Origin of the sequence: Actinomadura luteofluorescens (assembly GCF_013409365.1) — a bacterium.
GTDB classification, from domain to species: Bacteria; Actinomycetota; Actinomycetes; order Streptosporangiales; family Streptosporangiaceae; genus Spirillospora; species Spirillospora luteofluorescens.
Map to the genome: position 1 here is coordinate 8,606,292 of NZ_JACCBA010000001.1, position 22,742 is coordinate 8,629,033.

Here is a 22,742-nt window from a genome sequence, read left to right on the forward strand (position 1 = left end):
GAACAGGAAGTGAGCCCCATGACCGTCCGAGACCGGGTCTCCCCGATCCGAACCTCGAAATGCAGCCCCCCTCCCGGCGCGCCGGACTGGGCCGACCACGAACAGCGGCCCTCGAACGCGGACGCCGCCTCGCCGGCGGTCGTGTCCGTCGGCCTGCCGGCGCCTGCACCGCGTTCCGTCCAGCAGGCACGCGCCTTCCTGACCCCCGCCACGCCACCGGCGTGGACGAGTTTCTCTGGCAGTCCAGGGAACGGCCGATGCCCGACCGCGACGCCATCGGCGCGGTCCTCGACGCCGGCGACCGGGCCCAGCACGGAAACGGCGACAGTCCCGAGCCGGTCGAGGTCGCTGCGGTACTGCTGGTGCTGGGCGCGGTTCGCCTGGATCTGGACCAGACCGAGGCGCGCCTGCTCAGCACCGCCCAAGCCGCGGGCCTGAGCTTCGAACAGATCGCCGCCGTCCTCGGCCTCGGCGTCGAGGAGACAGAGGAGCGCTACCGGCAACTCAAACCCCGCCTGGACGAACCGGCCGCCGCACCGTCCCCGGCACCGCCGCCCCGCGCCGGCGCTTCCGGCAGATCCCCCCACCGTCCGGGCACACGGCCCACGGATCAGCCGACCTGGGACGAATTGGACGACGAAGACTGGGGAAACTGATTCAACCGGAAATGAAGGAGTCCCAATGACCCTTTTTCATCCTCGGGCGGGGTCGATTGATCACAGCATGATCGCGAGTTGATGGAGTCCCCTCGGACGCAGAGAAGCCCCTGGTAGACGGGTTGATCACCACAACCACATCGTCTCACCAGGAGCTTCTGCATGCTGTTCTATCGTGCCGCCGTGGATTTGTCGCGTCCGACGCTGAACTATGTGGCGGGGGTCGTCCGTCGCCACCGCCGGGCGATCAGGTCGCGGTGGCGGCTGCCGAACCCCGGCCAGCAGGCCCTCCTGGCGCTGGTGCACCTGCGCAAGGGTGAGACGTTCGCCGAGGCCGCGGCGGGCTTCGGGGTATCGGTGGCCACCGCCTGGCGCTACGTCGAGGAGATCATCGCGCTGCTGTCGGCGCGTTCCCCCAAGCTCGCGGCCGCGTTGCGCAAGGCCAGATCCGACGAGGTGACGCACCTGGTCCTAGACGGAACACTCGTCCACACCGACCGGGTCAAGGCCGACCGCCCCTACTTCTCTGGCAAGCATCGGGTGCACGGGATGAACGTGCAGGTGATCGCGAGCCCGGACGGGACGATCCTGTGGACCTCGGGCGCGATGCCCGGCAAGATCCACGACCTGACCGCCGCCCGCGTCTGGGGAATCCTGCGCGCGCTGCAGAAGGCAGGCATCCTCACCCTGGCCGACAAGGCCTACCAAGGAGCCGAAGCCTCGGTCGTCATCACGCCCTACAAGGGCAAGAACAAGCCCGAGTCGCAGAAGCAGGCCAACCGGGCGCACGCCAAGCTCCGCGGGCCCGGCGAACGTGCGAACGCCCAGCTCAAATCATGGCGAATCCTCCGCAAGTTGCGCTGCAGCCCCAGCAAGGCCGGCCACCTGGTCAAGGCCATCGCCGTCCTGCACAACTACGAGACCACCCGAGGATGAAAAAGGCTCAATGATCCAGATGGCCGACATCAGGGAATGGCGCACCCGCGCCGTCCTCGACTCCGGCGGCCACAAGATCGGCACACTGGAGTCGGTCTACGTCGACACCACAGCACCGACGAGCCCGCCATGGCCACCGTACGGATCGGTCTGCCCACCCGGCACCGCCTGGCCTTCGTCCCCCTGGAAGGCGCGACCGCCGGGCCCGGCTACGTGCGGGTCGCCCACGACAGGTCGCGGGTCAAGCACAGTCCCGCGATCGGCACCGACGACGTGCTATCCGCACAGGACGAGGAGGCCGTCTTCCGGCACTACGGACTGCACTACGAATCCGGCGCCGGCGGCGAGCGTCAGCTCGCCCGCCGCTGAGCGCTCGGCCCCCGAACGAAGGAGTGAAGGCACATGATGGTCTTCGTCCTCGTCGCCGATCTGGTGTTCCTCGGCGTGCGCTCGACCAGGCGCGAACGGCCGCTTCGCTGACCGCCCGCACGGAAGCGGCCCCGACGTCAGTCCGCGTCGTCCGCGGGCGGGTCGAAGCCGACGTGGACGTTCTCGAACCCCTTGTGGCGTTCGGTCTCGGCATAGGAGGCGTAGGCGCGCCGGTCTCCGGCGGTCAGCTCGACATTTGCCGGTGAAGGGCGTCAGCAGGCTCCGGGGCCACAGCCGCCGCTCGCGCACCACGTTGATCTCCGCCCCGACAACGAAGGGGAGCGCGCCCAGATAGATCCACGTCAGCAGGCCGAGCACGATACCGAACATGCCGTAGGTGGCGGTCGCGCCCTCGAGCATGTGGGCGAGCAGGAACGCACCGGCCCATTGCAGGGCCTGCCAGACCAGCGCCGAAACGATCGCCCCCACCCGGACCTGCGCGACAGTGAGCGGCCGGACGGTCAGTACCCGGAACGCCACCGTGAACAGCACGACGTTGACCGCGACCGCCGCCGCGATGGCGGCCGCCCGAACACCGGCACCGAAGACGCCACCGGACGCGGTCACCGCCGACAACAGCGTGGGTCGCCAGGACCGCCCCGCCGCCGACCGCCGGCAACACCAGACTGCGCACCCTGGCGGCGGGCTCATGAGGGACACCAGCATGAGCTGCGCGTTGGTTACTCCAGCTCGGGACGCAACGGCCCGCCGACCGCATGGAGATGGCGCAGCGCCTGCGCGTAGGACTGGAGGAGACCCGTCTCGCAATAGGGACGCCGTGGCGTTTGCTGAAGGCGCGCACGAGCGTCTGCGCGCGGATCACCGACCCCCAACGACAGATCGCCCCGTTGCCGTGGGACAGCAGGTCCATACCGCGTATCGAGAGCCAGAGCGCCGCGAACGCCGTGATCGCCGCCTCCAACTCGTCGGTGTCCTCGGCGACACCGCCAGCTAGAAGGTAGCGGGCCGCGAACTCGCGCAGGTTGTCGTCGAGAAGTACGTGCAAGGGCCACGCGCGTATGAGTATTGAGGGGCAGAGGCAGGCCTTCGTCCGCCTTTGCTGTTGACTGCGCCGCCCCCCACGGCCACCAGATGGGAAGCGCATCGATGATGCCGCCAGCGGGATGCGAGCCTCCGGATTCACTCTGCGGGAGGGTGTTGCTGACTGCTCTGGTGGTCCTGCAGTCGGTTCAGTGGGTGGTATGACCGGCTTGGGTGAGCGAAGAGCGCCCGGGTTCGAGGCTCGACCAAGGTGGACGCATGGCCCGGATCGAGCCGCCGAGCCGCCATCGAGCAGCCACCGGGACAAACCGGCGCATGTCGGGCGAGGGATGAACTGGGCATTCTCGCGTTTCCCCTGGTCGGGGGTGGTGGGTCGCGTGGGACTCGAACCCACAACCTACGGATTAAAAGTCCAGTTCACGGTCGCGTGCGTTGGCTAGGCGCCACCCTGTGTTCTGCCCGCCGCCGCTGCGCCGTCTCGTTACGTCGTCGTCGCTGACGGTCAGATGCAGGGCGCCGTGGCAGATGGCCAGCAGCAGGGATTCGGCCATCAGCCGCACGTGGCTGACGGAGGTGACGAGGCTGGATTCGACGCGGAGCGGCAGGTGCTTGGCGTCGGTGTCGAACTGCTGGGGCGCAGACTCCCAAGGGCGGCGCGTATGGAGGACGATCTGGGTGGCGCACTTGTCGACCACGTTGGACTGGAACTGGTCGATCTCATCGATCACGACCGCATGCGAGGTCCGCACCACGAACTCGCGGATCGTCAGGCCGGTGGTCGGCCGCCCGTCGAGGTTCAGCCCGATTTTGAGCGTGCCGTCGATGAAGTTGTGGAGGTTGGTAACCACCACCGCGGCGTCGCAGGAGGCGTAGACGGGAGCGAACTTCCCGCATTGCGGGATCCACGGGCAGGCGGCGAAGGTGGTGCCGCGCTGTAGGGTCAGGCAGTTCTCCTGCCCGGGAGGGTAGGTGCCGGCGCTGTCGAGGAATCGGGTCTGGGCGCAGCCGTAGGCGAGGACGTCGATGTCGCGGGCCCCGCGTTTTCCCCACTCGCCGGGGGCATGGGGGTCCTCGCGGATCAGGGTGGCGTGCTTGAGGGCACGTTCGTGCCTGCGGCCCCGGCGACATGAGGGGAACGCACGTTGCTGGCTTTTTGAGGTGGCCTTCCTGGTGCAGGTAGTTCAGGTCGGCGGAGATGTCCCACGCGGTGGACAGGGTGGCTTTTACAAGTCGTTCAAGCGAGAGCAGGTCCGATCCCGCACTCGACCGCGTGCCGCTGCTTGTAGTCGTCCTTGTCGAACTCGGGCGGACGGCCACCGCGCCACCGTATCCCGTCGATCAGCTGCCGCCGGGTCCAGATCCGCGGCCGACCCGGCTTCTTGCCCACCGACAGCAACGGCTCCAGCCGCTCCCACTGCCTGCGGTCGCTGGAGTTGGGCGACGCTCCTGGTACCGGCGGCTGCGGAGGGTGGAGGCCTGATAGCTGGGCGTGGCTCGGTTGAATACGGGGAGAGGGCGCGCCAGCGGTTCTCGGGTTTTCTGGTCCTGTGTGAACCGTCCGGGTGCCGGGGGAGACGGCCGGGTTCGCTAACGAACGGCTAACAAACGATCAAGAGGCCGGTTCTCCGTGATGGAGAAACGGCCTCTGAGCTGGTACTTCTTGTCGGGACGGCGGGATTTGAACCCACGACCCCTTGACCCCCAGCTACCGGCGACCAAGATCAGACCGTATATCGCCCAGCGTCAGGCGTCCGTGGGAGTCCGTGAGAGGCCGTCCCGCGCCCTGGACGTTGCTGTACTTCTTGGCTGTACTTCCAGCGCAGTGCTGAGCGTACGGAGCGGGCCCGCAAGCTCTCGGGACGCCGCCCGTCGAGCCATAGCGCAGCCGAAGCCGAAGTCCTTCCCCTCTTGCTGCCGCAGACTGTCGGTGGCAACCGTCATGATGAGCCACGTGTCCTCGAAGCAGGCAAGTCGTCATGTGGTCGACGGTATTGCGCGCCCGGCCAAATTAGGGCAAAGCGTCCGCGATCGCATGCCCGAGTTTGCTGATGACTGGCACCCGACCAATAATGGCGTCGCTACTCCTGAGACGGTGGCATGTACTAGCCATCTATTGGTCGACTGGAAGTGTCGACGTTGCGGCTACGAGTTTCGCGCGACCCCTGCGAATCGATCAACCATCTATAAGTCCAAGGGTGCAGAATTTGGTTGTCGAAGATGTTCGCTGGCGCGACGAGATCTCCCTAAGCCAGGCCGCTCGATCGCTGACAGACTCCCACACCTTGTAGCCGAATGGGACAGGCATGCCAACCTGCCGGCGACCCCTGAAACGGTTAAAGCAGGGTCAAATAAAAAATTCTTCTGGCAATGCTTGCATGAACCGACACATCCACACTACCAAGCGAGTCCGGCGAATCGCCGAAGAAGCGGTTGCCCAGTGTGTGCAGGGCGCGCGGTTGCTCCGACACGAAATCTGGGTGTTGAATATCCTGATGTTGCAAGGCAATGGCATCCGACAAAGAACGCCGAAATTTCTCCCGAGAATCTTCCGCCATATTCGAATCGAAAGGTATGGTGGCTCTGCGCCCGTGGTCACGAGTGGCGGGCAGTGGTGAGTATGCGCACGGGGCAAGGTACTAGCTGTCCTGTCTGCTGTACCTCTCAGCGCTCCGGCCAGGAGGTGCGCCTTTATGCTGAGCTCGCGACGCTTCTGGGTCGAAGTGCGGTGCGTCACAATGTGAGACTTCCTGGACTGTTGCCAAGCGCCGGAAAAGTTGACATTACTATAGAAGCATTCGCGAAAACTGTCGTTATCGAGTTTGACGGGGCCTACTGGCATGCTTCCCGCGGTGACGTTGACCGGCGGAAGGGTATGTTGATCCGCAAGGCAGGCCACCTGTTGATTAGAGTGCGAGAGAAACCGTTGGAACTCCTGGACGCCGATGATGTGAGTGTGCCTATAGGGGCGCCAGTCGAAGAGACCGCGACTTTGGTTCTAAGCCGAATGCTCGAACGAGGCTGGCTGGGTGAAGAATCTACTGGCAAGGCTCGGACTTATATCGGGGCGCGTCGTGCTATTGGAACTTCTCTTGCTGAATCTCTCCTTGCTGATGTTGCATACAGAGACCTAGGGGAGGAGTCTCTCGCCGCCACTCACCCTGGCCTGGTCGCCGAATGGGATTACGAGGCAAATGGGGAGCTTGCGCCGCAACATGTTAGATCGGATAGCAGCAAGGCGGTCGGCTGGATTTGTCCAGTCGGTGACCGTTACAAGCAATCACCGGGTCGCCGTGCAAGGGGCCATGGTTGTCCGTACTGTGCAAATAAGAAAGTCAATTCACGAAACTCCCTTGCCGCATTGCATCCCGATTTGATAAAAGAATGGGATGAGGAGTGCAATTTGCTGACGCCGCAACAGGTGTCTAGCGGAAGTCATAAGCGTGCCTATTGGTGCTGTCGTTCCTGTGGCTGCCGCTGGGGGACTGCGATCAAGAACCGCACGCGCCAAAAAAATCCGTCCGGATGTCCATCCTGCGCGAAGACCAAACGACGTGGGGTCGGGCGCATTGATCGCTTGAACCACATGCAGCCAGCACAATCAAATTCCCACGTCAGTGGAGCCGTAGCTGTGCAGCTAGAACTGCCTATCTAGGACAAGTTCCATAACCTGTTCAGCGCCTGGTCTCCACCCGAGGGCGACCTACATCCTGTGGGCGCACGCCGGCCCGGACACCTGGCCCGCGTCGATCAGGCTAGACGGCCCATGCCTCGGTGGCGATCTTGTGGTGTTCGTCGAGGTAGCTGCTATCCGGCCGCTTTGACGTGGGGAGCTTCAGAGGCTGGCCGTGGAGCGGGGCGAAGTCTGCGTACTTGGGGTTGCGGAGGCGTGGCGCGAGCTGGACCGTCCAGGTGGTGGTGTCGATGGTGAGCAGGCCGCGGTCCAGAAGGGCGTGCAGGTCGCGGCGCAGGAGTAGCCCTCCGTTGGGGTCGTGGTGGGGTGTGGTGGCGTACCGGTAGAGGTGGGCTGCCTCCAGCACCTCCTCGGGCTGGTCGCCGGTGATGGCACAACGCGACCCGTACCGTTCGAGCATTCGCTGGCGGAACTGCTGCTGGCCTACGCGTGCCTTGTGCAGGATGAGGGTGTGACCGCCCGGGATGGGCGGGCGGAGCCCGCCGTCTTCCTTCCACCACAAGGGCCCGGCCCCGGCCGAGCCGGTGAGAGCGGCGCGGATCCCTTCCAGGTCCATCGGGCGGATGGACTGTTGTCCCGACCTGTTGAGGAACAGCCCCTGGATCTGCTGCACTCGCACGAGAGGATCCAGTGGACGCCAGGTCCGCGCGTAGTCAGCCTCGAAGACCGTCACGTCCAAGACGTTGGTGACCGGGGTGTCGAACTCGGCACCGCATCCCGAGCATTTGAAGGTCGGGGTCTTGGTGGTCCGGCGTTTGATCGATGTAGCGGTGCACTGTGGGCAGCGCCGCAGCACCTTCTTGCCCGGCCCTTGCGCGATGTCGTCCACCCAGGCCAGCCCCAGGACCCAGGTCTTGTCGCGCAGCACCACCAGGTCGCCGGGCTGCACCGCCCGGTAGTTGGGCACCGTGTTGTTCCACAGGTACCGCTCACCGAGGACGTCCTCGTAGCCGAGATTCCCGCCGAACTGCTGGTCTGCCTCTTCGACGGTGAGGAAACTCCAAGCCGCAACCATACGGCCGATACTGGCATGTACCGCTGACACTCGCCGGGCACAGACCGAAATGTCGGCGAGGTAGGTCAGGCTACTGGTGTGACCACTTCCGAGTTCGTCGGGCTACTAGCCCCCAGGCTATAGACGAGACGGCCGGCGAGATGCCCCGCACACCGCAGCGAAGCCCTGGTCATCTGCGTGATGACCAGGGCTTCTTCTGTTTCTGCCGACGACGGCTGAGAGGGGGGCAGTCTCCCCTCATCTCCTACGGGCTGCGTTTCAGAAGCGGATCGTCACTCCAGAGAGGTGCGTCCTCCCCACGGTCTGAAGCCGCACCGAGCACCGCTCTGTCCGGCGAACAGTGGCAGTCAAACCAAATGTCGGTCGTTTCAGCGATAATCGTGGGATGAAGCCTGACGACTTCTTCGAGGGTGACGGCTGGCACAGGCGCCTTGACGTTACTCTCCTTCGGCTCGTCCGCAAGGGCCCGCTGGACGGCGTTAGCGACCTGGACGCCGCCTTGGGGCTGACGCAGTTGGCTGAGGAGGGGTTCAACCGGCTTGGCAACTTCGGGCAGCGGTTGGATGACGGCGGGATAGCTGAGGTTCTCCAGAGTCAGCGTGTGGTATTGAGGCGACTTGGAATAGACTTTCGCTTCCCCTTCTACGACTTTCGAGCGTTCTACCGCTACTGCGAGAAACATCAGTTCGCCACATGGGACCACCTTCCTCTGATCAATGAGTTTTTTGCACCAGCACTGGAACGCCTGGAAGAACTGAACGGTCTTAGAGTCAAGGGCAGCGATCTTCCAATTCCGGCTAGACGCATCACCGAGGTCACTCGTCGCCGCATCATGGAGTCAATTAGAGTCACCAACAATGCCTGGCAGTACTTGAACTGGACGGGCTCCATTCTAACTGAAATTGAGTTCCTCGATCAGATATATGATCTCGACTCTCTGCCTAGTAGCGACTCACGCTTCCTTACGGCTCGAAACGACATCTATCAGCATTGCATCAACAATCCTGACGACTTGCCCACTGATTGGATATTTCATGACTGGCGTTTTGGGCTGACGGATAGCGATGATCACCTGCTGAGATTCTTGGCTCAAATGCTGCATCCTGAGGTGCGCCCTGATGCAGAAGAAGTGGAAAGGCTGCGAGTCCGCTTTAATGAGATTCTGCAACACGATGGTTATGAAATCGTCCCGGTGGAGTGGATCAGCGGGGCTCCGGTATTCGGATCTCGCAGGATCGGAGCTGCTACGCCTGGAGCCGTAAAGCAACTGGTTTTTGCCGCGGACGGTCCAAAGCCTAAGATCGTGCTTGCCGACCTCGTGTCTGGCGACATCCGGATCACGGAAAATGAACAGTACTGTCTTGTCTACGATCAACCGATCAAAAGAGCCGGCCTCACCTGGGGGGACCTTCTTGCCTGGTGGCGCACTAGGAGATCTTTTCCTAAGGAAGTGCCTGACGTCGATGTGGGCCGTGATCTCTGGCGGCGACTCTACGCATCGCTACACAAGCTTCCAGAGTCAGCGGAGCGTAGGCAGAGAAGCCCAGAGCAAATGCTTTTTCACACCTACACCGATATGTTCCCAATTAGCGATGCTGGTTCCCGCTTCCCTGCTCTGGTGCCACAAGTATATGTGCATTATGATCCACAGACACGCAGGCAGCGCGGGGGCGCGGATAGCGCGCTTGGGCGCGAACGCATGGATTTTCTTCTTCTACTTTCACACGGCGTCCGGGTTGTGGTGGAGGTAGATGGCAAGCAGCACTACGCCGATGGCAACGGCCTAGCGTCGCCTCGCCTTTATGGCAAAATGGTTGCCTAGGATCGAGCTCTCCGACTCAAGGGCTACGAGGTTTTCCGCTTTGGCGGCCAAGAGTTGTCTGATGTTAACCCTGCCGGTGTCTTGATGCTCAAGAAGTTTTTTGCACAGCTAATCGAGAGATACGGAAACTCGGAGGTCGCCCCGGTTCTGGGGCCCTAAATAGGAGTACGATCGATGGCCATCAACAACATATCGTTCGACGATTCCGAAGATGAGGAGCTGTATGTATTCTCGGGGTACGATCTTGTGCTTGCTTTTCACGACGAAGTGGACTTGGACTGGCGCGAAGTAGCAGAGCGGACGCTCATAGACGAGCGGCGCGGCCTAGTCGTTCTGCAAGTCGCTGCACTCGAAGACCTGATCGACGAATTTATCATGCATCTTGAGGACGATCCCGATCAGGAAAGCTTTTATTCGAGACTGACGAGGAAGACAATCGGGCCCCGCCTGGAATATCTCTTTAAAATGCTCAGAGAACGGGACTTGATGGATGACGAACTGGAGAGCGTGCTCATAGACGTGCGAAAGCTGGTAGAGCGGCGCAATCTTCTCGCACATGGCACTATTCACTTGAGGCCTGTTGGTGATGCGAGAAGAAGCTTCCCAAGAAAGCCAGATTTCGAGCTAGAATGGGTAATTAAAAGCCGTCGTTCGCCAACTCCGCAGCGGTTGACTATGTCTGAACTGCGCGACGATCTACATGAAGCAATAGGTTGCTTCATGGCTATGCTGAAGTGCGCTAACTCGCTAGCATCAAGGACTCCAAAGCCGCAGCATTATAACGGCGGACTCTACCTTTGAACCGCTCATACTCAGGAAGGTTCACAGTAGAGTGCTTCGACGCCTGGTTTTTGCCGGGCCTAGCTCACATGGCGCGAACCAGGACCTATGGCCGACGTGTCGCGGATGTGAAGATAAGTGCGTCTCGCTTCGATATCTGGGCCCGCGGTCATGCCCTGCAAGGGCCAGCCCCGCCTCTTAGGCTTCGAGTCTGCGAAAGTCGATGACTACGACGGTGGCGTTGTCGGGGCCACCATGGTCGATGGCGAGTTGGATCAGTTGATCGGCTGTAGCGGCCGGCGCTGCTGACGAACTAAGCGCAGCGTAGATGAGATCGTTGGGCGCGACTGGGCTTAGCCCATCTGAGCACAGCAGAAACCGATCGCCAGCGCGCAGATTCCTCGTGGTCAGATCGGGAGATCGGCCATCGGCGCGGCCGTCGAGGAAGCGGGCTAGTCGCTCGGGCAAGTGCGGCACGCTGTTGGCATCGGACAGCAGGTTGCCGTAGATGTGATCCTCGGTGATTGGGATCATCTGTGGGGCGCTGCTAGGGCGCAACAGGTAGCCGCGAGAATCGCCCACGTTCGCGAGCACGAACTTCGACCCGGACCACAGTATCGCGACCAGGGTGGTGCCCATTCCCGCCAGTTCTGGCTCAGCTTCGATCTTGTTGCGCAGGGCTGTATTGGCTGCACTGACTGCCTGTCCGGCAACACGTGCGAGGTCCGCCTCGGCGACGGGGCGGTCATAGCGGCGCAGAGCCTCGATCGCAGTGGCGCTCGCTATGTCACCGGCCACGTGGCCGCCCAGGCCGTCGGCGACTGCGAACAGTGATTGGCCCACATAGACCGAGTCTTCATTGCGACGGCGCACGAGACCGACGTGCGTGCGGGCGGCCGCTTCGACCGTCAGGCTCATGCCCGCTCACCTGTCCGTCTGCGTGTCGTCGGAATCCGTAGATTCTTCCGGCCACGGGTCTTGTGCCGACTCATCACGATGCAAGACATGGACGGTCTCGACTCGATCGCTGGCCACGATGTACTCCGTCACCTCTATGGGCTTGTCGTCTCCTCCCGACGTGCCCACCCGCACGATCTCCAGCACCGGCAAGCTGAGCGGGATCTCCAGTAGCCGTGCTTCGTCTTTGGTGGGCATGCGGGCGCGGTGGAGTTCCATCCAGGTGATCGGCCAGTGGCCGGCCTTCTCCAGCCGATACAGCCAGTCCCCGGGGCCAGGTGCTTGGGATGCAACCTCTGGGGCGGCTTCGACGCCACGAGGGTGGATCCACGAGATGTTGATTTGAAACGGAGGTTCGGAGGCGGGGCCGGTCACCCGGAAGCGACGCATTACCGAGCTGCCTACTGGGACACCCAACAGACCCGCGATTCGCGGGTCGGTCAGCGGTTCATATGAGGAGGTTGGTGGGACGTGATGCTTCCACACCTCCTGGCCGGACGCCGATGGGAAGGAGTACCCGGGGCTGTCTGTGGCTACGTTCCGCTTCACCAGGTTCCCTCGTGGCCTGCGTAGCCGCATCATGCCGTGGCGGACGATGCTGCCTCGGCCCTGGACGGCCCAGACGTAGCCTTCCGTTTCCAGAGCTCCGATCGCCCGCGCGATCGTGTCTCGGTTCGCGCCGTACTCGGCGGCGAAGTCGTCTAGCCGTGGGAGCTTGGCTCCCGGTTCCCACTCGCCAGCCTCGATCCGTGCTCTGATCTGGGCGGCGATGTCCAAGTAGCGCGAGTGCACGGCCACCGAGCATCCCCTCCTCTCGCGATTGTCTTGGGATAATCCTTGACAAGCTCTGCCCTGGCCCCAACTATTGTCCCAAGACTATCCCTCGGGAGGTCGCAGGGCGAGGACGGACGCCGAAGCGTCGTCCGAACGTCCTGCCACAACTGCACATGGCATCGGTGGTCGGAGCCCTGGAGCGTCCGGGTTGACGAATCACGAGGTCCCTGGACCGGCACTGATCAGGTGATGCCGCCTAAGCCTTGCAGCGCTTGCGCTGCCTGTCCCGCGCGGGACGGCGGTTCGATCTGAACACGTCGGTCCCCGTACGGGGCGGGGAAGGCAAGCGCCAACATCTGGAGGGCCCTGCCCTATGAGGCACAACGGACAGCCGGTCATTCTCGCCAGCAAGTTGCCTCCGAACCTGATCAGTCTTTCCGAGCGCAGTTGCGCGCTGGTGGTGTGTCCCGGGTGCGGTAAGTGGAAGTCGATCAAGCGGGGGATGGTCACCGCGCATCGTGGCCCCCACGTGCCGGGCGCTGATGCGTGGCCGGCGGAGTTCCGGCCGTCGCCGCCGCGGTGTCCCGGTAGCGGTCAGCGGGTGCGGGTTGACCTGTCCTCCGAGGAGTGGCAGCAGCGGCTCGCGGATGCGAGTCGGGAAGCTGGCCGACGCCGCGCCACACGGGTTATCCCGCGACCGAAGCCGCCCGCTGTGCGGGCCCTGGTCCAGGTCGCCGCCACCTGACCTTCTGGTTTCACTGTCGAGCGCTCCGCCCCGATCGGGCCGGAGCGTTTTGTCTTCTGTTCACCCCTGAGCGAGAGGAAGCCCTGCTCATGTACGTCACAATCGCCGACAGTGATCGGACGCGCGCCGGTTACATTGCCGGTCTGCGCAAGTTGGCCGACCTGCTGGAGGCCCAGCCCGACATCCCGCACTACCAGCACGGGCGGCTCAGTTTCGCCTTGGGCGGTACGGAGGCCAAAGCCGCCGAGACCATCGAGCGGACCGCAGCGGCGCTGACCGCTGCGGGGATCGAGTTCGACCGCCGCGACAACGACCACTCCCAGGGAATCGAGTTCGTGCTGGCCGGGGTCGGCTACGGCTTCTCCCGGGTGCACGACGCGGCGTGGGCCGTGCATAAGGCCCAGCAGTCCTATGAGGAGAACGTCCAGGTCGCGTTGCCGTCCTGAGTGTGCGGCTGATCGGCTTGCCCGATGACGCCGCGGCCGGGATCGCCCGGCTGCGCGAGACCTTCGAGGTGATCGAGGTCTGTTCGCCGCGGCCGTGCCGCGGCGAGTCCGCCCGGGTGCGGGTCTATGTGACGGCCCGCATCCCTGCCCCTGATGCCCGGGACGCCGACGCCTGCCAGCAGTGACGTCCCGGGCCCCTCCCAACAGGAAGGAAGTTCCAACGATGGCCGACGACCCCACCAAGGACAAGTCCTCGACGTGGCCCAACGGCGAGCCCAAGAGCGTGCGGGACGCCTACGACGCCAAGACCGGGAAGAAGAGGTGATCGCCGTGAGCACCTGGAACGAGTGCCCCAAGTGCGGCACGGCCTACGACACTCCCGCCGACGCGGCCCGGTGCTGCAACTGACATCGAGTCTCTGACATCGAGTCCGGGCGGCCCCGCCCCGCTGCGACAGGGGCGCGGCGGGGCGGGGCGGGGCCGTCTCACCCGGTGCCAGACGCCCGGACACCTCGTCATCCGTTCCCCTGCGAGGGGGAGAAGGGAGCGCTGTGCGCGATGACGATCCTGAAGGCGGTGCCGGTCGCGGTCCCGACCGGCCCCGTACCCTCCGCCAACGCCACGACCGGTGTGACAGGCGGGTGTTCCAACTGCGGAAGTGTCCGCAGCGTTCGGGTGCTGCCCGATGGGCGGTACCGGTGCGGGTGCGGACACCGCTGGACGCCCACCGTCCCGCCCACGGCCCGGCCGACGAGCGGGCATTCCGCCGATGGCACGCCGTAGCTCCGCCACGTTCTGGGACCCGTGCGGGGAGCGGTACGGCATCCCCACCTATCCGTGGCGGCAGGCGCCGCCGCACCTGGCTACCCGCCGCCAGCTCGCCGCCGCCGGGCTCCGCCCCGGCGGCTACGTGGTGGCGCAAGTGCTGTGGCGCCGGTGGCGCGGCCAGGGGGTGGCTTACCTGTATGACCGGCGGTGCGCGCTGCCCAAGCGCATCCCGAGCCCCGCGCAGCGTGCCGCGCTGGCCAAAGCGCTGGCCGCGCGGCGTACCTGTCCGCGTTGTCTCACCGATGTGGGTTACGTGCTGCCCCGGCGCCTGGGCTGCTGCCTGGGATGCGCCAACGATTGGGAACGCGACGCCGCCTGACCCCCGCGCTCCCCGCCCCGTGTGCTCGGGCCCGCCGCCACCGCGGCGGGCCCGCCCCTTTCCCTCTCCTGTTCTCTCTGCATCTAGATAAGGACGACCCTGCTATGAGCGTTGACCTGACCGCCGCCACCCGCCGCCGCACTCCCGCCGCCAAGCCCGCCAAGGTCACCGCCCCGGCCGGGGAGAGCACTGCGGCGCGGCTGCTGCCCGATGACGGGATCGTGGATCCGATCGCGATCGAGATCGCCGCGAGCGGTGTCCGCCCGGTCGCTCTCACCCACACCGAACGGGTGCTGGCCGCGGCCCGCATCCTGGCCGCCGGCGGCAGCCAGGCCACCATCACGGCCCGGCTGCACGTGCCCGCCAAGACCGCCCGCACCCTGACCGCCCAGGCCCGCCGCATCGGCGACCCCGGCGACCTGTGGGCCGCCTGACCCGTTCATCCCGCCTTTCTCAGCAAAGGGAGTTGTCCCATGCCCGAACCCGTCCCGTTCTTCCCGCCCCCCGGCCCCAGCGCCGATACCGACGACCTGGCCTGTGACCTAATCCATGACCTGGCGGAGCTGCGCCAGGCCGACCGCCGCCGCACCGTGACCCGTACCGCGTTCGCCGCCGGGTTCGTGCTGATCGGTGCGGCGCTGGCCGCGCCGGTCGTCGCCCAGGTCCCGCCCCGCCAGCTCGGAACCGCGCTGGTGGCAGCGCTGGCGGTAGCCGCGGTCGTCGGTCTGTGCGGCGACGCGTGGCACTCGCTCACCCGCTGCTACGAACTGATCCGCGGCGACGGTCCGGGCGCGCGGCGGCGGATCGTGCGCCGCTGGTATGCACCCGGTTCGACGGTGTGGCGCGCCGACCCGAAGCCGTGGCACGGCCCGCTGGCGGTGCTGGGTTGGGTCGCCGATCCGGCGTGCCGGGTGCCGTGGGCGCTGGTCTACGACGGCACCCCGAGCACGTGTGGCGGCGCCGCGCTGTGGCTGCCGCTGGACGAACTTGCGCCCCACCCGACCTCGCCTCGCCCGGTACCGGGGTTCGAGGTGGTGGTATGAGCTCCCGCCAGGTCCTGGCCCGGCTCGGGCTGATCGATGTGGTGATGCTCGCCGGTATCGCGGCCGGGGTGGTGTGGCTGGTGCTGACGCACTTCACCGCGATCGACCGGGCCGCCGCTGTGATGCTGGCCGGGCTCGCCGCGCTGGCCGCGTTCAGTGCCCTGCACAAGCGGTTGCGGCACACACCCGGCCCGCGCCACACCGCCTTAACCGGTGCCCGCACCTCGCCCCCCACGCCGTCTGGTGATCAGACCTCACGCGAGTGAGGCGTCCGCGGGGCCCGCGCCCCTGACCGACCCGTCCACCGCCCCCGAGCCGCCCCGGCTCGGGGGCGGTGCGGTGAAAGGAGACCGCTTCCATGAACGCCGCCCTGACGTCCCCCGCCCGGGTGAACACCGGCCCCGAACACGCCGGGACGCGTTCACCCCGCACCCCCGCCCCGTTCACGCCCGACCGCGAGCCGTTCACGGCCGAGCGTGACGCGTTCACGCCGGACCCCGGCGCGGTGAACGGTCCGGTGGACGCCGATCAGATCCGTTCAGCCGAGCGTGCGCTGTCGGCAGGGACGTGGCTGATCGTGTTCGGCGCCATGCTCTACTCGGTGCTGACGGTCACCCCGCTGATGCGGGCCCACACCCCCGACCGATGGGACTGGACGGCGCCGATCCTGCCGCTGGTGGTGGACGCCGCCGTGGTGATCGTGGTCCGGCTCGACTCGGTCTTGGCCCGCCTGGGCCACCATGGCGGCCGGTGGCCGGCCGTGCTGCGGTGGATGACCGGCACCATGACCCTGTCGCTCAACGTCGCCGACTCCGCTCTGAAGAAAGACATGGTCGGGGTAGCGGTGCACGCGGTAGCGCCGCTGCTGTTGATCGTGACCGCCGAAACCGGGCTGGCCTACCGGCGGGCTATCACCGCCGCGCTGACCGCCGAGCGCGCCCGCCAGGACGCCGCACGCACAGCGGCCGAGCGGGCCGCAGCCGACCGCGCTGAGGCCGAGCGGCAGCGGGCCCGCGAGGAACGCGAGCATCAGGCCCGGCTGGCCCGCGAACAGCGCGAGCACGAGGCCGCCATGGCGCGCCAGGAAGCCGAGCGCCGCGAGCGCGCCGAGCATGCCGAGCGGGAGCGCGCCGAAGCCGCCGAACGTGAGCGGCGCGCAGAGCGTGAACGCGCCGAACAGGAACGTGAACGCGCCGAGCGTGAACGCGAGCGGCAGCAGGCAGCGGCCGAGCGGCGTGAACGCGAGCGTGAACACGCCCGGCGTGAGGCCGAGCGGCAGCGCGCCGAAGCGGCCGAGCGTGAACGCCGCGCGCTGCTGGCGGCCGGCCCGGTCAACGGCAAGCTGCCCGAGGACCGGGCCCGCCAGGTGGTGGCCGCCGCCTACGACGCCGGCATGTCGGTGCGCAACGCCGCCGAGCGGTGCGGCTGGTCCATCGGCTGGGTCGCAGCCCGCTACCAAGAGCTGCGCGACACCCCGGCCGATCAGCCCGCCACCGTCTGACCCCGTCCCCCATCCGTCGCCGCCCCGGGCCGTGTCTGGCACGCGCCCGGGGCGGCCCTGCGCATGCCCTCCTGTCTGTCTCAATCGAAGGGAACTCATCTCATGGAAGTCGGCAAGTGGATCGTGTTCGCGTTCCTCACCGGAGTGGTCATCGTCGGGTTCAAGACCCGCTCGCTCAAGGGCTGGGAGTTCGCCGCGTCCGGCGCGTTCGTGCTGCTGCTGGACCAGTTGGTGTTCAAAGGCCAGATCTCGACCTGGCTGGGCAACCTGGGCTCCAACGTCAAGGGCGCAGCCGGGAACGCCTCGGCCGGGATGCTGCTGTTCACCCCCGGCGCCTGGCCGCGGGCCCGCCGGTTCGGTGCCCGCATGTGGAAGCACCGCCCCGGCCCGGTAGACCTGGCCACCTACGCGGCGGGAGGCGTGCTGATGCACGTGTGGCTCGGCGCGCCGTGGCTGGTGGCGGCCCTGACCTTCACCGGCCTGCCGATCGCCTTCACCGCGATCAGCGCCGCAACCGCCCCCCAGCCCCGCACCAACGCCCCCACCCGCGCGGCCCACACCGAGCCGGAGGGGGCGGGGGACGGTCCGGTGTGCCCGGTGTGCGGCGACCCCGCCACCACCGTCGACACCAGCCCCGCCAGCGGGGACGGAGCCGGGGCGGGCGGTGTGGAGATGTGGCGGTGCCGCGAGGGGCACCGGTTCGCGCTCACCCCGGACGGGCACGTCCGCGGCCTGACGGTGCGGGAGTGATCGCCCGTGGTCGATCCGATCATCGGCGGGGCCGTGATCTTCCTGGTCCTGACCAGCGGCACAAAGACCGGCCGGTCCGCCGTCCGCAACGCGGGCACCTCCGCTTACAAGGCGACCGGGTGGAAGTCGCCCAGGACCGCGATCGTGCACTACTCCGGCCGCGCCGGGGACAAGACCGGCGCCGCGTTTGCCGCCACCGCCCGCAAGACCCGCAACGCCGCGGTGAAGCTCGCCGAACGCCGCTGGGACAAGCGGGCCGCCAGCGACGACCCGCCCGGCAGCCATCCACCAGTCCGCCGCATCCGGCCTGACCAACCCGCCTCCGACCCTGCCCAAGGCCCCGCCGCCCCGGGCCCGGGTGACACCGGTTCTGCTGGCGCGGGCCCGGCTGGCCCGCCGCCGGCCTGGGGCCGTCCGCCCGAGCCCGTGCCCGTGCCCGCGCCCGCGGCCGGGGCGGCGGGCCCCGCGCCGGGTGACCCCCGCATCCGGGACCCGTTCATCAGCTCGGTCGTTCACGACGACGACACCTACATGCTCAAGCCCGCCACCAAGTTCGCGGCCTGGCCCGCCGCCGGGCCTGCCGTGCCCAGCAGTGGCGGCACGACCGCCCCAGACAGGAGGACCATGTCCGCCCACCACTCGCGGTACCAGGTCGAGTTCGAGAAGCCCACCACCGATGCCGAGTTCCTCGAAAGCTGCGTGACCCTGGCCGACCTGCTGCGCCAGCTGGCCAAGTCGGTCGAGGAATGGGCCGGTGAGGTGTCCAGCCTCGGCCTGCCCAAGCAGGTCACCGCGCCGCTGGACGCCGTCTCCGAGGGCATCGGGGAGGCCGCGACCGCGGTCAACCGGTCCGCGTCGACCTTCGCCGACCTGTTCGAGGACGCCCGCGACATCGCCGCGCGCGGGATGAAGTTCACCGGCGAAGACGCCGCCTGACCCGCCGGGGCCGCACCCGCTGCGGCCCCGGCCCGATCCCGTCCCCGCTCCTGCTGTGTCTCGCACGGCCCCGGCCACCTGGCCGGGGCCGTGCCCCTTTCCCACCCCTGAAGGAGGCTGCCCCGATGGCGCGCCGCACCCGTCAGCACCGTTCCGCCACCAGCTGGCGGGACGCCGCCCACCACAACCCCAACCGCACCCGCCGCGGCCCCACCGCCGGGGCCGTCGCGCTGACCGCTGTCCGTGGCTATGGCCGATGGGTGGCGCGCTCGCCCGACACCCGCGGCCTGGCCAACGCCCTGGCCGTGCTGTATCCGCTCGGTGAGATCGGCCACCAGACCGGCGCTGACCCGCTCATGCTGGGGGCGTTCGCGCCCCCGGCGGCGCTGGCCGCCTGGGTCGGCACCCACAAAAAGCACGCCAGCCCCCGCTACTCGGCCACCGTCGCCGCGACCGCCGCCGGTGTCCCCGCATGGCTGGCCACCGCCGCCCAGCTCGGCATCGTCAACCTGCACACCCTGCTGGCCTACACCGTCTCCGCTTCGGTGACGTGGTCGGCCTACACCTGGTCCGACGTGCTGAAACAGCGGCGCGCATGGGCCCGCGAGCAACTGAAGTGGGAAGAGCTGGCCACCGCCGCCGGGCTGGAAGGCTCCCGCCTGGTCGGCATGGACGACACCCGGCTCGGCGTCCGGTTCCGCGTCGATGTCCGCGCCACCAACAAACGCGCCAGCCAGCTGGCCGGGAACGGCAAGGGCCTGGCCGAAGACATCGCCGCGCAGATCGGCCTGCCCGCCGAACGGGTCCGCATCACCACCGACGACAAGCACGCCGGGATCATCCGCGTCCTGGTCCAGATGACCGACCCCTGGGAAGAGCCCGTGCTGCACCCGGCGATGCCCGCCCACCCCGACCGCGCCACCGTGCCCGCCTCCCGCGAACAGATCGCCGCCGCCCGGCGCTCGATCAAGGGGATGCCGCTGGTGGTCGGAATGGACCCCGACACCGGCAACGACATGACGGTCACCCTCTTCGACCACGAGGGCGGTCACCACGCGTTCATCGTGGCCCCGACCGGCAGCGGGAAGACCACGCTCTACAACAACCTGATCGAACAGGCCACCACCTGCGATGACGTGCTGGTGTGGGGGATCGACCTGGGCAAGGGCACCATCGGTCGGTTCTGGGGCCCGACCCTGGACGCCGACGCCGGTATCAGCGAACAGGACAGGGCCCTAGCCATCCTGCAATGGGCGCGCACCGTGGTCGAGGACCGCTCGCAGGCCAGCGGCGGAAAGAACCACATCCCCAGCCCCACCGAGCCCGTCATCCTGGTGTTCGTCGACGAGCTGGACACCCTCACCGGGATGCACTCACCCATCGCGTATGAGGCCAAAGAGCACGTGGAGCAGCTCTGGCGGCGGGGACGCTCGGCCGGGGTGATCCTGCTGACCGCCTCACAGCGCGGCGTCCAGCAGTACACCGGATCCAAGGACCCCAACGCCAACGCCGACTACCGCATCGTGCTGCGGATGAAGCGCGCCAGCGAGATGGGCAACGCCATCGAGGATTGGGAAGCCGCCGGCATGCCCAACATGGCCACCTACGCCCGCGGCGTGAAAGGCGTCGCCCTGGTGGTGGACGGCGAAAACACCTGGACCGCCGGACGCGTCCGCGACCTGTCCGACCTGAACGCCGTCGAAGACCTCGCCAAGCGCCGCGGCGCACCGGTCGCCACCCTGGAACCGGCCATCGCCGCCAAGCTGCCCGGCTACGCCGACCGGCACCGCACCCCCGCCCACACCGGCGGCCGATCCGGCGGCGCGCCCAGCGGGCACACGCCCGACCACGACCCCGCCCCCACCGCCCTGCCCAAGACAAGGGACGGGTTCGGGGTCGACCCGGGCGACCGTGACGCCGTCGACCGGCTCGCCAGCGAGCTGGTGGCCGAAGTGGAAGCCCGGCTGCGCGACATGCCCGAACCGCCCAAGCAGGGCATCCCGCTGGCCGACCTGGTCAAGGCCAACCAGTCCATCAAGGTCCCCGACGACGCCGCCCGGACCATCCTGGACCTGCTCACCGAACGCGGCCCGGAAGGTGCCCGCCGAGACGAGCTGGTGACCGCCCTGGGCAAGCCCGAGAGCACCGTCAAAAAGTGGCTGGCCGCCATGCGCAGCCACGACCTGATCACCCGACACGGCAGCACCAAAGCCGCCCGCTACTACCTCCCCGACAACCACCCCGACAACCACACACAGTGACCGAACCGGGGCCGACTTGGCCCACGACTTGGACCACGACTCGGCTCCACGACTTGGCTCCAACGCCCCCTATAGAGGGGGCAACGAGCCAAGAGAGCCAAAACCGAGAGAGCCAAAACGGCTCTCACATTCCGTAACCACTCCTGCGGGTCCGCACCCCCGGGACGGCACGGCCACCGCCGCGCCGCCCGGGGGTGTTTCGCATGCCCGCAACCATCTGGAAGGCGCCCAACCATGCCGCTGTCCGCGCTGCACTCCCTCGCTCTGCTTGCCGTCGACACCGCCCCCCAGGACGACCGCGGCGGGCGCGGGTGGCTGCTGCTGATCCTCGCCGCCGCCGTCTACGGCCTCGGCTACGCGATCTCCATCCGCATCCACCCCTACAAGAACTGCCCCCGCTGCAACGGCTCGGGCCGCCACCGGGGCGCCCTGTTCAGCCACGCCTACCGGGCCTGCGACCGATGCGGCGGAAAGGGCCGCGAGTACCGCGCGTTCGCCCACCGCCCCTACGCCCAGAACGAGCACAAGCGCCGGGGTCGTCGATGACCCGCATCGGCCTGGACTGGCAGCACCGGCCGATGCTGTTCCACCCGTCCGGGTGCCTGCTGTGCTGCACCGTCCGCGTCACCAACGCAGGCGGCGGCAACCCCCGCCACCCGGCCAACTGCTCCAACTGCGGGCCGTCCTGGGAACACCGCCGCCCCGACCAGTGCGTCCACTGCCACTGCACCGCCCACTTCCGCGACGACACCGGCCACCCCTGCCACAAGACATGCGCAGAGACCGCCATGCGACCCACCGCACTCAGCGGCCAGCGCGACGCCGACGACGCGGCCGGCACCGTTTGGGGCCTGAAAGGCAACGCCGCATGACCTTTTCACTGCCGCTGTCCCTGGGATCGATGTGCACCGGCTACGGCGGGCTGGACCTAGCCGTCGCCGAGGTGCTCGACGTGGCCCCGGTGTGGGTTGCCGATCCCGCGCCCGGCGCCGCGGCCGTGCTGGCGCACCGGTTCCCCGGTGTGCCCAATCTCGGCGACCTGACCGCCGTCGACTTCGGCCGGGTGCCGCCCGTGGATGTGCTGTGCGCCGGGTTCCCCTGCCAAGACCTGTCCTACGCCGGCCGAGGTGCCGGTATCCGTGAAGGGACCCGTAGTGGACTTTGGCACGTCATCGCCGACGCCGTGGGCGTCCTACGACCCCGCTACCTCGTCCTGAAGAACGTCTCAGCCATCGTTGCCCGGCGTCCCGGACTCGACGTCGTACTCGCCGACCTTGCCGCCCTCGGGTTCACTGCGGAATGGACGTGTCTACGCGCGTCCGACATCGGCGCCCCGCACGCCCGCAACCGCTGGTTCCTGGCTGCTGAAGACCCCCACCGCGCAACTGGCGGTCAACGGCGGCAGCCAGCACCCCGACAAGCGCAGAGCTGGCGGGCACGGCCCGACACTGGCCGACGAGGTGGAGCACCTGCTCCCGACGCCCGCTGCCAGGGACGTCAAAGGGCCGGCGGCGCGCAAGAGCGGCATCCCGCAACTGCCCAACGTCGCCCTGGCGGTATCGGCTGGGGCGCCTACCGCCCCGCGATCGACCGGTGGGAGCACCTCACCGGCCGAACAGCTCCTCATCCCACTGAACCCACCGGACGCAACGGCGCCCACCGGTTGAGCCCCCTCTTCGTCGAATGGCTCATGGGCCTGCCCAACGGATGGGTCACCGACGTCCCCGCACTGTCCCGCAACCAGCAACTCACGCTGCTCGGCAACGGCGTGCTTCCACGCCAGGGCGCCGCCGCCCTAGCGGGCCTGTTCGCCCGCCTGTCCGCCGATCGCACGCCTTAGGAGGGGAACGC

At 67.2% G+C, this 22,742-nt stretch carries 23 protein-coding genes; 18 read left to right on the forward strand and 5 right to left on the reverse strand.

The window, feature by feature from the left end; translation table 11 throughout:
• The first annotated feature begins 221 nt into the window (after window positions 1-221).
• Together BJY14_RS39660 and BJY14_RS39665 are read left to right on the forward strand one after the other, a co-directional pair.
• Entirely contained in the window at window positions 222-656 is a 435-nt protein-coding gene (locus BJY14_RS39660; protein ID WP_179848287.1) for a hypothetical protein, read from the forward strand.
• Between the two features lie 162 nt (window positions 657-818).
• Window positions 819-1,592, forward strand: coding sequence for a transposase family protein (locus tag BJY14_RS39665; protein WP_179848288.1), 774 nt, complete (start codon window positions 819-821; stop codon window positions 1,590-1,592).
• A gap of 276 nt (window positions 1,593-1,868) precedes the next feature.
• Here BJY14_RS39665 and BJY14_RS39675 read toward each other — a convergent pair whose 3' ends face one another.
• Window positions 1,869-2,588, reverse strand: a complete 720-nt coding sequence (locus tag BJY14_RS39675) for a YhjD/YihY/BrkB family envelope integrity protein (protein WP_218905801.1) — start codon at window positions 2,586-2,588, stop codon at window positions 1,869-1,871.
• Window positions 2,589-3,427: 839 nt separating this feature from the next.
• Window positions 3,428-3,871, reverse strand: coding sequence for a hypothetical protein (locus BJY14_RS39680; protein ID WP_218905802.1), 444 nt, complete (start codon window positions 3,869-3,871; stop codon window positions 3,428-3,430).
• 1,184 nt (window positions 3,872-5,055) lie between these two features.
• On the opposite strand from BJY14_RS39680, the gene BJY14_RS47935 reads away from it, so the two are divergent.
• On the forward strand, window positions 5,056-6,675 hold the full coding sequence (locus tag BJY14_RS47935; protein WP_376770063.1) for a zinc-ribbon domain-containing protein: 1,620 nt from the start codon (window positions 5,056-5,058) through the stop codon (window positions 6,673-6,675).
• Window positions 6,676-6,775: 100 nt separating this feature from the next.
• Here the strand turns inward: BJY14_RS47935 and BJY14_RS39690 are convergent, their stop codons facing one another.
• The gene (locus tag BJY14_RS39690) at window positions 6,776-7,729 is read right to left on the reverse strand and encodes an HNH endonuclease (protein ID WP_179848292.1); all 954 of its coding nucleotides are present in this window, start codon (window positions 7,727-7,729) and stop codon (window positions 6,776-6,778) included.
• Between the two features lie 385 nt (window positions 7,730-8,114).
• On the opposite strand from BJY14_RS39690, the gene BJY14_RS39695 reads away from it, so the two are divergent.
• The gene (locus BJY14_RS39695) at window positions 8,115-9,551 is read left to right on the forward strand and encodes an AbiJ-related protein (RefSeq protein WP_179848293.1); all 1,437 of its coding nucleotides are present in this window, start codon (window positions 8,115-8,117) and stop codon (window positions 9,549-9,551) included.
• A gap of 174 nt (window positions 9,552-9,725) precedes the next feature.
• Window positions 9,726-10,352 carry a hypothetical protein gene (locus tag BJY14_RS39700; protein WP_179848294.1) on the forward strand — a complete coding sequence of 209 codons (627 nt, stop codon included), beginning with the start codon at window positions 9,726-9,728 and terminating at the stop codon, window positions 10,350-10,352.
• A 177-nt stretch (window positions 10,353-10,529) separates the two neighbouring features.
• On the opposite strand, the gene BJY14_RS39705 is transcribed toward BJY14_RS39700, so the two are convergent.
• Both BJY14_RS39705 and BJY14_RS39710 read right to left on the reverse strand, forming a co-directional pair.
• Window positions 10,530-11,249: a PP2C family protein-serine/threonine phosphatase gene (locus tag BJY14_RS39705; RefSeq protein ID WP_179848295.1), complete on the reverse strand. Its 720-nt coding sequence runs from the start codon at window positions 11,247-11,249 to the stop codon at window positions 10,530-10,532.
• 6 nt (window positions 11,250-11,255) lie between these two features.
• Window positions 11,256-12,086, reverse strand: a complete 831-nt coding sequence (locus tag BJY14_RS39710) for a GntR family transcriptional regulator (RefSeq protein ID WP_179848296.1) — start codon at window positions 12,084-12,086, stop codon at window positions 11,256-11,258.
• A gap of 810 nt (window positions 12,087-12,896) precedes the next feature.
• Between BJY14_RS39710 and BJY14_RS39715 the strand changes: the two genes are divergently transcribed.
• The 13 genes from BJY14_RS39715 to BJY14_RS39775 all read left to right on the forward strand — a co-directional run bounded on the left by BJY14_RS39715 (window position 12,897) and on the right by BJY14_RS39775 (window position 22,731).
• Window positions 12,897-13,253, forward strand: a complete 357-nt coding sequence (locus BJY14_RS39715; protein WP_179848297.1) for a hypothetical protein — start codon at window positions 12,897-12,899, stop codon at window positions 13,251-13,253.
• Between the two features lie 2 nt (window positions 13,254-13,255).
• Window positions 13,256-13,438 carry a hypothetical protein gene (locus BJY14_RS39720; RefSeq protein WP_218905803.1) on the forward strand — a complete coding sequence of 61 codons (183 nt, stop codon included), beginning with the start codon at window positions 13,256-13,258 and terminating at the stop codon, window positions 13,436-13,438.
• A 584-nt stretch (window positions 13,439-14,022) separates the two neighbouring features.
• Window positions 14,023-14,400: an RRQRL motif-containing zinc-binding protein gene (locus BJY14_RS39725; protein ID WP_179848298.1), complete on the forward strand. Its 378-nt coding sequence runs from the start codon at window positions 14,023-14,025 to the stop codon at window positions 14,398-14,400.
• Window positions 14,401-14,504: 104 nt separating this feature from the next.
• Window positions 14,505-14,834 (forward strand): hypothetical protein, encoded by a 330-nt coding sequence (locus BJY14_RS39730; RefSeq protein ID WP_179848299.1) that lies wholly within the window; start codon window positions 14,505-14,507, stop codon window positions 14,832-14,834.
• Between the two features lie 39 nt (window positions 14,835-14,873).
• Window positions 14,874-15,443 carry a hypothetical protein gene (locus BJY14_RS39735; protein WP_179848300.1) on the forward strand — a complete coding sequence of 190 codons (570 nt, stop codon included), beginning with the start codon at window positions 14,874-14,876 and terminating at the stop codon, window positions 15,441-15,443.
• Complete coding sequence (locus BJY14_RS39740; protein ID WP_179848301.1) at window positions 15,440-15,709, forward strand: hypothetical protein; 270 nt, start codon at window positions 15,440-15,442, stop codon at window positions 15,707-15,709. The genes BJY14_RS39735 and BJY14_RS39740 overlap by 4 nt, the downstream gene beginning before the upstream one ends.
• Window positions 15,710-15,801: 92 nt before the next feature.
• Window positions 15,802-16,944, forward strand: coding sequence for a hypothetical protein (locus BJY14_RS39745; protein ID WP_218905804.1), 1,143 nt, complete (start codon window positions 15,802-15,804; stop codon window positions 16,942-16,944).
• 102 nt (window positions 16,945-17,046) lie between these two features.
• Window positions 17,047-17,694 carry a hypothetical protein gene (locus tag BJY14_RS39750; protein WP_179848302.1) on the forward strand — a complete coding sequence of 216 codons (648 nt, stop codon included), beginning with the start codon at window positions 17,047-17,049 and terminating at the stop codon, window positions 17,692-17,694.
• Between the two features lie 6 nt (window positions 17,695-17,700).
• Window positions 17,701-18,630, forward strand: coding sequence for a hypothetical protein (locus BJY14_RS39755; RefSeq protein WP_179848303.1), 930 nt, complete (start codon window positions 17,701-17,703; stop codon window positions 18,628-18,630).
• A 125-nt stretch (window positions 18,631-18,755) separates the two neighbouring features.
• A complete protein-coding gene (locus BJY14_RS39760) occupies window positions 18,756-20,891 on the forward strand; it encodes a hypothetical protein (RefSeq protein ID WP_179848304.1) in 2,136 nt (711 codons plus the stop codon).
• 234 nt (window positions 20,892-21,125) lie between these two features.
• Window positions 21,126-21,437, forward strand: a complete 312-nt coding sequence (locus BJY14_RS39765) for a hypothetical protein (RefSeq protein WP_179848305.1) — start codon at window positions 21,126-21,128, stop codon at window positions 21,435-21,437.
• The gene (locus BJY14_RS39770; RefSeq protein ID WP_179848306.1) at window positions 21,434-21,763 is read left to right on the forward strand and encodes a hypothetical protein; all 330 of its coding nucleotides are present in this window, start codon (window positions 21,434-21,436) and stop codon (window positions 21,761-21,763) included. Before BJY14_RS39765 ends, BJY14_RS39770 begins: the two co-directional genes overlap by 4 nt.
• Entirely contained in the window at window positions 21,760-22,731 is a 972-nt protein-coding gene (locus tag BJY14_RS39775; protein ID WP_179848307.1) for a DNA cytosine methyltransferase, read from the forward strand. Before BJY14_RS39770 ends, BJY14_RS39775 begins: the two co-directional genes overlap by 4 nt.
• Window positions 22,732-22,742 lie beyond the last annotated feature (11 nt).

What these genes read in the sequence shown, in the direction of transcription:
- BJY14_RS39690 (WP_179848292.1), bottom strand. Translation starts at nt 7,729, where the DNA reads ATGGTTGCGGCTTGGAGTTTCCTCACCGTCGAAGAGGCAGACCAGCAG.
- BJY14_RS39770 (WP_179848306.1), top strand. Translation starts at nt 21,434, where the DNA reads ATGACCCGCATCGGCCTGGACTGGCAGCACCGGCCGATGCTGTTCCAC.
- BJY14_RS47935 (WP_376770063.1), top strand. Translation starts at nt 5,056, where the DNA reads ATGCCCGAGTTTGCTGATGACTGGCACCCGACCAATAATGGCGTCGCT.
- BJY14_RS39725 (WP_179848298.1), top strand. Translation starts at nt 14,023, where the DNA reads ATGGCACGCCGTAGCTCCGCCACGTTCTGGGACCCGTGCGGGGAGCGG.
- BJY14_RS39775 (WP_179848307.1), top strand. Translation starts at nt 21,760, where the DNA reads ATGACCTTTTCACTGCCGCTGTCCCTGGGATCGATGTGCACCGGCTAC.
- BJY14_RS39715 (WP_179848297.1), top strand. Translation starts at nt 12,897, where the DNA reads ATGTACGTCACAATCGCCGACAGTGATCGGACGCGCGCCGGTTACATT.
- BJY14_RS39705 (WP_179848295.1), bottom strand. Translation starts at nt 11,249, where the DNA reads ATGAGCCTGACGGTCGAAGCGGCCGCCCGCACGCACGTCGGTCTCGTG.
- BJY14_RS39745 (WP_218905804.1), top strand. Translation starts at nt 15,802, where the DNA reads ATGAACGCCGCCCTGACGTCCCCCGCCCGGGTGAACACCGGCCCCGAA.
- BJY14_RS39750 (WP_179848302.1), top strand. Translation starts at nt 17,047, where the DNA reads ATGGAAGTCGGCAAGTGGATCGTGTTCGCGTTCCTCACCGGAGTGGTC.
- BJY14_RS39665 (WP_179848288.1), top strand. Translation starts at nt 819, where the DNA reads ATGCTGTTCTATCGTGCCGCCGTGGATTTGTCGCGTCCGACGCTGAAC.
- BJY14_RS39735 (WP_179848300.1), top strand. Translation starts at nt 14,874, where the DNA reads ATGCCCGAACCCGTCCCGTTCTTCCCGCCCCCCGGCCCCAGCGCCGAT.
- BJY14_RS39730 (WP_179848299.1), top strand. Translation starts at nt 14,505, where the DNA reads ATGAGCGTTGACCTGACCGCCGCCACCCGCCGCCGCACTCCCGCCGCC.
- BJY14_RS39765 (WP_179848305.1), top strand. Translation starts at nt 21,126, where the DNA reads ATGCCGCTGTCCGCGCTGCACTCCCTCGCTCTGCTTGCCGTCGACACC.
- BJY14_RS39740 (WP_179848301.1), top strand. Translation starts at nt 15,440, where the DNA reads ATGAGCTCCCGCCAGGTCCTGGCCCGGCTCGGGCTGATCGATGTGGTG.
- BJY14_RS39695 (WP_179848293.1), top strand. Translation starts at nt 8,115, where the DNA reads ATGAAGCCTGACGACTTCTTCGAGGGTGACGGCTGGCACAGGCGCCTT.
- BJY14_RS39700 (WP_179848294.1), top strand. Translation starts at nt 9,726, where the DNA reads ATGGCCATCAACAACATATCGTTCGACGATTCCGAAGATGAGGAGCTG.
- BJY14_RS39760 (WP_179848304.1), top strand. Translation starts at nt 18,756, where the DNA reads ATGGCGCGCCGCACCCGTCAGCACCGTTCCGCCACCAGCTGGCGGGAC.